Source organism: Streptomyces sp. NPDC046716 (genome assembly GCF_040645755.1).
Taxonomy (GTDB): domain Bacteria; phylum Actinomycetota; class Actinomycetes; order Streptomycetales; family Streptomycetaceae; genus Streptomyces.
Map to the genome: position 1 here is coordinate 1 of NZ_JBEYYU010000124.1, position 7,517 is coordinate 7,517.

7 protein-coding genes and 1 pseudogene are annotated in these 7,517 nt (G+C 73.4%); 3 read left to right on the plus strand and 5 right to left on the minus strand.

Annotated elements, in window-relative coordinates; genetic code table 11:
* Positions 1 to 255 precede the first annotated feature (255 nt).
* The gene (locus ABZ930_RS41015) at positions 256 to 1,551 is read right to left on the minus strand and encodes a glucarate dehydratase family protein (protein WP_361560612.1); all 1,296 of its coding nucleotides are present in this window, start codon (positions 1,549 to 1,551) and stop codon (positions 256 to 258) included.
* Positions 1,548 to 2,522, minus strand: coding sequence for a 5-dehydro-4-deoxyglucarate dehydratase (locus ABZ930_RS41020; protein WP_361560615.1), 975 nt, complete (start codon positions 2,520 to 2,522; stop codon positions 1,548 to 1,550). Before ABZ930_RS41020 ends, ABZ930_RS41015 begins: the two co-directional genes overlap by 4 nt.
* 78 nt (positions 2,523 to 2,600) lie before the next feature.
* On the opposite strand from ABZ930_RS41020, the gene ABZ930_RS41025 reads away from it, so the two are divergent.
* Together ABZ930_RS41025 and ABZ930_RS41030 are read left to right on the plus strand one after the other, a co-directional pair.
* Positions 2,601 to 3,389: an IclR family transcriptional regulator gene (locus ABZ930_RS41025; protein WP_361560618.1), complete on the plus strand. Its 789-nt coding sequence runs from the start codon at positions 2,601 to 2,603 to the stop codon at positions 3,387 to 3,389.
* Between the two features lie 280 nt (positions 3,390 to 3,669).
* Complete coding sequence (locus tag ABZ930_RS41030; RefSeq protein WP_361560621.1) at positions 3,670 to 5,013, plus strand: MFS transporter; 1,344 nt, start codon at positions 3,670 to 3,672, stop codon at positions 5,011 to 5,013.
* Here ABZ930_RS41030 and ABZ930_RS41035 read toward each other — a convergent pair.
* From ABZ930_RS41035 to ABZ930_RS41045, 3 genes are read right to left on the minus strand one after another with little or no spacing between them, the layout of a single operon-like run.
* The gene (locus ABZ930_RS41035; protein WP_361560623.1) at positions 4,974 to 6,014 is read right to left on the minus strand and encodes an adenosine deaminase; all 1,041 of its coding nucleotides are present in this window, start codon (positions 6,012 to 6,014) and stop codon (positions 4,974 to 4,976) included. The two genes, ABZ930_RS41030 and ABZ930_RS41035, sit on opposite strands and share 40 nt — an antisense overlap.
* 23 nt (positions 6,015 to 6,037) lie before the next feature.
* Positions 6,038 to 6,946, minus strand: coding sequence for a ribonuclease Z (locus ABZ930_RS41040; RefSeq protein WP_361560626.1), 909 nt, complete (start codon positions 6,944 to 6,946; stop codon positions 6,038 to 6,040).
* Between the two features lie 16 nt (positions 6,947 to 6,962).
* Positions 6,963 to 7,316 (minus strand): histidine triad nucleotide-binding protein, encoded by a 354-nt coding sequence (locus ABZ930_RS41045; RefSeq protein ID WP_361560628.1) that lies wholly within the window; start codon positions 7,314 to 7,316, stop codon positions 6,963 to 6,965.
* 116 nt (positions 7,317 to 7,432) lie between these two features.
* Between ABZ930_RS41045 and ABZ930_RS41050 the strand changes: the two are divergent.
* A pseudogene (locus ABZ930_RS41050) lies at positions 7,433 to 7,517 on the plus strand (4-amino-4-deoxychorismate lyase); the annotation flags it as partial.

A 7,517-nucleotide genomic window follows, 5' to 3' on the forward strand; every position in this document is an offset into this window, starting at 1 on the left:
GGGGTGACCGGCACGGCAGCCAGGCCGATGGCCGGGACGGCGACGGAGGCACCGATCGGGGCGGCCGGGACGGTGGCCGAGCCCCTGAAGGCTGCGCTTCGCGCGCCTTCCCCTGGACGAGCGGAGCTCGTCTCAGGGGCGCGGGGAACTGCGCGGGAAGAGGCCACCGGCCCGCGGACGAACGAACGGCGCGCCACGGCGGCGCTCAGGGGCGCGGGGAACTGCGCGACCGGCCCCCACCGGCCCGCGGACGAACTACCAGCGCGGGACGGCCGGCGTCGACCAGTCAGGTTCCAGCACCCGCATCGCGGCCGCGTCGTCCCGGTCCCGCAGATGCGCGTAGGACGGATCGAGCCAGCGCGCGTGCAGGCGGGCGACCTCGTCGGGGTCGAGAGTGACGCCGAGACCCGGGGCGTCGGAGACGGTGACGCGGCCGGCGTCGAAGGTGAGGCGTTCGGTGAGGACGTCCTCGGACTGCCACGGGTAGTGGGAGTCGCAGGCGTGGTGGAGGTTGGGGACCGTGGCCGCGACGTGGGTCATGGCGGCGAGACTGATGCCCAGGTGGGTGTTGGAGTGCATGGAGACGCCGACGCCGAACGTGCGGCAGATCGCGGCGAGTTGCCGGGTGTTGCGCAGCCCGCCCCAGTAGTGGTGGTCGGAGAGGACCACCTGCACGGCACCGGTGGTGAACGCCTCCGGGATCTCGGCGAAGGTCGTCACGCACATGTTGGTCGCGAGGGGCACGCCGGCCCGGGCGGCGACCTCGGCCATGGCGGGGGTGCCGAGGGCGGGGTCCTCCAGGTATTCGAGTACGTCCTTCAGCTCGGCGGCGACCCGGAGCGAGGTCTCCACGGACCAGGCGCCGTTGGGGTCCAGGCGCAGCGGCTTGCCGGGGAACGCCTCGGCGAGCGCGCGGACGGCGGCGATCTCCTCGTCGGGCGGGAAGCAGCCGCCCTTGAGCTTGAACGACTCGAAGCCGTGGCGCTCGTGGAAGAGGCGGGCCTGGGCGACGACCCCGGCCGGGTCGAGGGCGGCGCCCCAGTCGTCGCGCTCGGCGGGGATGCCGGGCGGGTGCTCGGCGTTCTTGTAGAAGAGGTAGGCGCTGTACTCGACGGTGTCGCGCAGCTTGCCGCCGAGGAGGGCGTGCACGGGCAGGCCGAGCGCCTTGCCGAGGGCGTCGAGGCAGGCGACCTCGAAGCCGGAGACGACGGAGAGGCGGAGTTTGTCGGCGCTCTGGACGCCGCGCAGGCCGCCGACGTCGACCTGGTGGTCGACCCGGGACTCGTCGACGGATACGGCGTCCGCGATCTCGAACAGGGCGTTCAGATCCGAGACTTGACGGCCGGTCAGTAGCTCGGTGAAGGGGCGGGCCAGCTCCAGGTACTTGGCGTCGCCGTACGTCTCGCCGACGCCGGTGACGCCGTCGGCCGTGACCACCTCGACGATGAGCCGGGGCGTGTACGGCTGGTGCAGGCCCTGGGTGTTCAGCAGGGGCGGGTCCGCGACGAGGATCGGGGTGAGGCGGACGTCGGTGATCGTCAGATCGGTCATCGGGCGGCTCCGGTGGGGGTGGGCGGTACGAGGTCGAGGCCGGCGGCGAGGACCCGCTCCAGGTCGGCGAGGTCGGCCGGACCGGGGTCGGCGAGCGGGGCGCGGACCGGGCCGACGGGGCGGCCGCGCAGCCGGGCGGCGGCCTTGACGAGCGAGACGCCGTAGCCGGGGACGCGGTCGCGGATCTCGACGAAGGGGACGTAGAAGTCGCGCAGCAGCCGGTCCGCGCGGGTGTGGTCGCCGTCGCGCAGGGCCGTGTGGAAGGCGGCGGCGATCTCGGGGGCGAAGGCGTGCACGGCCGAGGAGTAGGCGGGGACGCCCACGGCGGCGTAGGCCCGTGCCTGCATCTCGGCGGTGGCGGCTCCGTTGAAGAACAGGAAGCCGTCCGGTGCGGCGAGGGTGAGGCGCTGGAGCCGGTCGAGGTCGCTGTGGCCGTCCTTGAGGCCGATGACGGTCGGCAGGGCGGCGATCGCCTTCAGCGACTCGACGCCGAAGGCGACCTGGTCGCGCTGGTAGACGATCAGCGGGAGCCGGGTGCGCTCCGCGATCCGCTCCACCTGCGCCACGAGCCCGCTCTGCGGTCCGCCGACCAGGTAGTGCGGGAGGACGAGGAGGGCGTCGGCGCCCGCCTCCTCGGCGATGCGGGCGAAGCGGGCGGCCTGTGCCCAGCCGTAACCGATCCCGGCGACGACGGGCAGCCGGCCCGCGCTCTCCTCGACGGTGGCCGTGACGACCTGCCGGTACTCGTCCTCGTCGAGGGAGAAGAACTCGCCGGTGCCGCAGGCCGGGAAGACCGCGCCGGGGCCGGTGGCCACCTGCGCGGCGACGTACTCCCGGAAGGCGTCGAGGTCGAGCGAGCCGTCGGCCCGGAAGCTGGTCAGCGGGAAGGAGAGCACGCCCCGCGCCATGCCGTCGCGCAGTCGCTCCACCGTCTTCGTCGTCACCGTGTTGTCTCCGTACGTAGATGACATCCACACATGTAGACGGAGATTAGATACGCGAACACGCGACGTCAATGGGGACGACAGGCGTCGCCTTACGATCGGCCCATGTCTGAGATGCCGGGTGTCCGCGAGGTGAAGTCCGCGGCCCGCACCGTCGAGCTGCTCGAGGTGCTCGCCGCCCGCGGCGACCGCCCGGCCCGCCTCCAGGAGCTGGCCGACGAGCTGGCCGTGCCGCGCAGTTCCATGTACGCGCTGCTGCGGACGCTGATCGCGCGCGGCTGGGTCCGCACCGACGTCACCGGCTCGCTGTACGGCATCGGCATCCACGCCCTGCTGACCGGCACCAGCTATCTGGACACGGACCCGTACGTGCGCGCCGCCCGGCCCTTCCTCGACGAGGCGTCCGACGCGCTCGGCGAGACCATCCACCTGGGACGGCTGGACGGCTTCGACGTCGCCTATCTCGCCACCCGCGAGTCGCACGAGTACCTGCGCACCATCAGCCGGGTCGGCCGCCGGCTGCCCGCGCACGTCGGCGCGCTCGGCAAGGCGCTGCTCGCCGAGCGCGCCGACGACACGCTCCCGCCCGGCCCGTACGCCCCCGCCACCGACCACACCCGCACCACCCGGGAGGCGCTCGCCGCCGACCTCGCGGCGACCCGGCGGCGCGGCCACTCGGTCGACCGCGAGGAGGCCGTCGCGGGCATCGCGGGCTTCGGCTTCGCGCTGCGCTACGCGACCCCCGCGCACGACGCGATCAGTTGCTCGGTGCCGGTGGTGCGGCTGACGCCGGAGCACGAGGAACGCATCGTGACGGTCATGCGCGAGACCCGCTCGAAGATCGAGCTGGCGGCCGCCCGCCGGGCCCCCTCGGGAACGCCCGACTGGCGCTAGAGGCCTGTCTTCAGGCTCTCGGAATCAACGGGAAAGTCGCCCGCCGTCCGCCGGAAAGTCACTCCGGCTACCCGGTCGAACCACCCACAAACCAAATGTGTCGCGCGTCACAACATCCCGGCTTTCTCGGGGCCCTTTCGGGTTGATACAAATTGGCCGCGCCCCAACGTCCCCGGTTCGGTCCCGTTCGCAAAGACGTCGCGCTCCCACACCCCTTTCCTTACCACCCCCTTGCCCAAAACAGCGTCCAAGGCAGGGGGTCCGTCCTACAGGAACGCCCGTGTCCTCGCGCACTCCCCGGCCCGCGCTCATAGCCCTCTTCGCGGCCGGGTACCTCGCCGCCTATCTCCTGCCCACGGTTGTCGGCCGTCTCGCCGACAGCCTGCGCCTGAACCCCACCCAGGCCGGTCTCATCGGCAGCGCCCTGCTGCTGAGTTCGGCCACCGCCGGCCTCACCCTCGCGACCCGCGTCGAGCAGATCGGAGCGCGCCGCGCCGCCCGCGCCGGACTGCTCCTCGCGGCCGTCGGCTACGGCACCGCGGCCCTCGCCTCCTCCGTCCCGCTGGTCGTCGCGGGTGCGATGCTCGGCGGCTTCGGCTCGGGCACCGCGACCGCCGTCGCCGCCACCGGGATCGCCGCCCAGAAGGATCCGCACCGCGCCTCGACGCTCGGCCTGCTCTCCGTCTCGGCGCTCGCCGGCGCCCTCTATCTCACGATCCCCCGCATCAGCACCGGGCACGGGCTGCCGTTCGCCGCGCTGGCCCTGACCGCGCTGTGCGTCTGGCCCGCGACACACTTCCTGGCGGCCCCGGCGGGCCCGGACAACAGCGCGGCCCCCGCACCCAAGTCGCCCCTGCCGTACGCCCGTTCAGGGATGGTGCTGGCCGCGGTGATCGTCTGCTGGTCGATGGCGCAGAACTCCCTGTGGGGCGTGAGCAGCCGCATCGGCACCCAGCAGGCGGGCCTGTCCGAGATCGCCGTCGGCTCGGTCTTCGCGATCGGGCTCGGCGCCGGACTGCTCGGAGTGATGGGCGCGGGCGCGCTCGGCGCCCGGCTCGGCCGCGCGGTCCCGATCGGCGCGGGCACGGCGGCCATCGCCTGCTGCATCGCGCTGAGCGCCCGCGCCGACGGCCTGGGCTCCTTCGCCGCCGGCGAGATCGCCTGGAACACCCTCTACCCGGTGGTGCTGTCCTACCTGCTCGGCCTCGCCGCGTCCCTGGACCCGCGCGGCCGCTGGGCGGTCCTGGTCGGCTCGGCGTCCTCGCTGGGCACGGCCTGCGGCCCGCTCGTGGGCAGTTCGCTGTCGCAGTCGGCGGGCTTCCCCACGATGGGCGCGGTCCTCGCCGTGCTGCTGCTCCTGCTCGCGGTGCCGCTGACCGCGGTGGCCCTGCACACCGGCGGGCGGCCGCTGTTCGCGGGCGCGGCCCGGCGGCGCAGCGGCGCCCCGGTGGGCGCGATCGTCCCGCCGTCCGGCCTGCCCGAGCAGCCGGTCTACGAGATCGAGGTGCCCGCGGCCGTGTCCGAGGCCGGACCGGAACCGGTCCAGGGCGCGTACACGACGGCGGGCCCCCAGCGATCGGGGGGTCAGTCCTCGAACGCGTACGCCTCGACCTCGGCGAGGTAGCGCGCCCGCAGCGCCTCCTCCTCGGCGCTGCCGTCCAGGAAGGACGCCACGAACGAGTTGCGGGCCAGTTCCCGCAGCCGTTCGTGGTCCAGGGCGAGCGCCTCGCCGACCGCGTGGAAGTTGTCCCCCGCGTAGCCGCCGAAGTAGGCCGGGTCGTCGGAGTTGACCGTGCACACGAGGCCGGCGTCCATCATCGCGACGAGCGGGTGGTCCTCCAGGACGTCGATGGTGCGCAGCCGCACGTTCGACATCGGGCACAGGGTCAGCGGGATCCGGTCGCGCACGAGCCGGGCCACGAGTTCGGGGTCCTCCAGGGACCGCAGGCCGTGGTCGACGCGCTCGACGCCGAGCAGGTCCAGGGCCTCCCACACGTAACTCGGGTCGCCCTCCTCGCCCGCGTGCGCGACCTTGCGCAGACCCAGCGCGCCCGCGGCCTCGTACACCTCGCGGAACTTCGACGCGGGGTTGCCGACCTCGGCGGAGTCGAGGCCGACGCCGACGATCCTGTCGAGGTACGGCTTCGCCTCGTCCAGCGTCTCCATCGCCGACTCGGCGGACTGGTCGCGCAGGAAGCACAGGATGAGCTTGGTGGAGATCCCGTGCCGCTCCTGGCTGCGCGCGAGCGCCCGCGACAGGCCCTCCACGACCGTCCCCATCGCCACGCCGCGGGCCGTGTGGGCCTGCGGGTCGAAGAAGATCTCCGCGTGCCGCACGCCCTGCGCGGCGGCGCGGGCCAGATAGGCGTCGGCCAGCGCCTCGAAGTCGTCCTCGGTGATGAGGACGGCCATCAGCGCGTAGTACAGGTCGAGGAAGGACTGGAGGTCGGCGAAGAGGTACGCGGTGCGCAGCGCCTCGGTGTCCGGGTACGGCAGGGTGATGCCGTTGCGGGCGGCGAGCTCGAAGGCCAGCTCGGGTTCGAGGGTGCCTTCGACGTGCAGGTGGAGCTCGGCCTTGGGGATCAGGGCGTGCGACCCGAGGGGCGCGAGTGGTGCGTGGGACATCCCTTCATCGTACGGCGCCCTGGTCAGCGGCGTTTGGGTACGGTGACGCGGTCCAGGTCGCGGGCGACCGTCAGCTCCCCCTCGAACCCGGCGGCCCGCGCCTGCCGGGCGAACTCCGCCGGGTCGGCGTAGCGCTGGCTGAAGTGGGTGAGCACGAGGTGCCGCACGCCTGCGTCCCGGGCGACCGCGGCGGCCTGTCCGGCGGTGAGGTGTCCGTGGTCCGCGGCCAGCTGCGCGTCCTCGTCGAGGAACGTCGACTCGATGACGAGCAGGTCGCAGCCCTCGGCCAGCGCGGTGACGCCGTCGCAGAGCCGGGTGTCCATCACGAACGCGACCCGCTGCCCGCGCCGCGTCTCGCTGACGTCGGCGAGCGTGACACCGCGCAGCTCGCCCGCCTTCTGGAGCCGGCCGACGTCCGGCCCGGCGATGCCGAGCGCGGCGAGACGCTCGGGCAGCATCCGCAGCCGGTCGGGCTCGACGAGGAGGTACCCGTACGACTCGACGGGGTGGGACAGGCGGCGCGCCTCCAGGCGGTAGCCGGGCGTCTCGGCGAGCACCGCGCTCTCGCCGCCCACCGGTGCCTCGGTGATCCCTACGGTCTCGCGGTACGCGGTCGCGTACCGCAGCCGGTCGAAGAACCGCTGCCCGGACGCCGGGTAGTGGGCGGTCACCGGGTGCGGGACGCGGTCGAGGTTGATCCGCTGGATGACACCCGCGAGGCCGAGGCTGTGGTCGCCGTGGAAGTGGGTGACGCAGATCCGGTGCAGGTCGTGGGCGGCGACCCCGGCGCGCAGCATCTGCCGCTGCGTTCCCTCGCCGGGGTCGAAGAGGATGCCCTCGCCGTCCCAGCGCAGCAGGTAGCCGTTGTGGTTGCGGTGCCTCGTGGGCACCTGGCTGGCGGTGCCGAGGACGACGAATTCCCGTACGGACATCAGGAGTCGGCCGCGGTTATCCGGGGGGCCACTGGAGGCCGCGGCCGCCGAGGACGTGGGCGTGCGCGTGGAAGACGGTCTGGCCGGCGCCGCTGCCCGTGTTGAACACGAGCCGGAAGCTCTCCAGCTTCTCCTCCTTGGCGACCTCGCCCGCCTCGCGCAGCACGTCCGCCGCGATGTCCGGCTCGGCCGCGGCCAGCGATGCGGCGTCGGGGTGGTGGACGCGCGGGATCACCAGGACGTGGGTGGGGGCCTGGGGGTTGATGTCCCGGAACGCGATCGTGGTCTCTGTCTCGCGGACGAGTGTGGCGGGGACCTCCCCCGCGACGATCTTGCAGAACAGGCAGTCCGCCTGGGGGTCGCCGGGCATGTTCTGGTCTCCTTCACGAGGGGGTCGCGGCCTGGCCGCATGGTATCGATCACGGGGATGACGGTGGGCATCGACGTCGTCCGCGGGCCGGTGGCCGCTTCTCGCGCAGTTCCCCGCGCCCCTGGACGAGCGCCCGCCACCTCGACCGGCTCACCCGCTCCGCACGCGGCCTCGGCCTGCCCGAGCCGGACCTCGACGAGG

What these genes read in the sequence shown, in the direction of transcription:
- ABZ930_RS41015 (WP_361560612.1), bottom strand. Translation starts at nt 1,551, where the DNA reads ATGACCGATCTGACGATCACCGACGTCCGCCTCACCCCGATCCTCGTC.
- ABZ930_RS41020 (WP_361560615.1), bottom strand. Translation starts at nt 2,522, where the DNA reads ATGTCATCTACGTACGGAGACAACACGGTGACGACGAAGACGGTGGAG.
- ABZ930_RS41025 (WP_361560618.1), top strand. Translation starts at nt 2,601, where the DNA reads ATGTCTGAGATGCCGGGTGTCCGCGAGGTGAAGTCCGCGGCCCGCACC.
- ABZ930_RS41035 (WP_361560623.1), bottom strand. Translation starts at nt 6,014, where the DNA reads ATGTCCCACGCACCACTCGCGCCCCTCGGGTCGCACGCCCTGATCCCC.
- ABZ930_RS41040 (WP_361560626.1), bottom strand. Translation starts at nt 6,946, where the DNA reads ATGTCCGTACGGGAATTCGTCGTCCTCGGCACCGCCAGCCAGGTGCCC.
- ABZ930_RS41045 (WP_361560628.1), bottom strand. Translation starts at nt 7,316, where the DNA reads ATGCCCGGCGACCCCCAGGCGGACTGCCTGTTCTGCAAGATCGTCGCG.